The organism is Pseudoalteromonas sp. SR43-2, from assembly GCF_014163885.1.
GTDB classification, from domain to species: domain Bacteria; phylum Pseudomonadota; class Gammaproteobacteria; order Enterobacterales; family Alteromonadaceae; genus Pseudoalteromonas; species Pseudoalteromonas distincta.
In genome coordinates this window covers 1-227 of the sequence record NZ_JACJED010000067.1, presented here as the reverse complement: position 1 = coordinate 227, position 227 = coordinate 1, and the positions used below count along the sequence as shown (strand labels likewise).

General features: G+C 38.3%; 1 protein-coding gene. It reads right to left on the bottom strand.

Going from position 1 to position 227, the window contains the following annotated elements:
- Positions 1–161: cold-shock protein (locus H5120_RS20110; RefSeq protein WP_182675890.1), on the bottom strand; the 161-nt coding region annotated here is incomplete at its 3' end.
- Positions 162–227 lie beyond the last annotated feature (66 nt).

Sequence of the window (227 nt, the reverse complement as noted above, 5' to 3'; positions counted from 1 at the left end):
ACAGTAAACTGTACACGTTGGCCTTCAGCTAAAGTTTTGAAACCGTCGCCAGAGATTGCGCTGAAATGTGCGAAAACATCAGGACCAGATTCTTGCTCGATGAAACCAAAACCTTTTGCTTCGTTAAACCATTTTACTGAACCAGTAGTTGTATTAGACATAATATGTATCCTAAAAAATTAATATAAGTGTGCCTGAAAAGAGGCGATTGAGCCGGAAAAAATAGT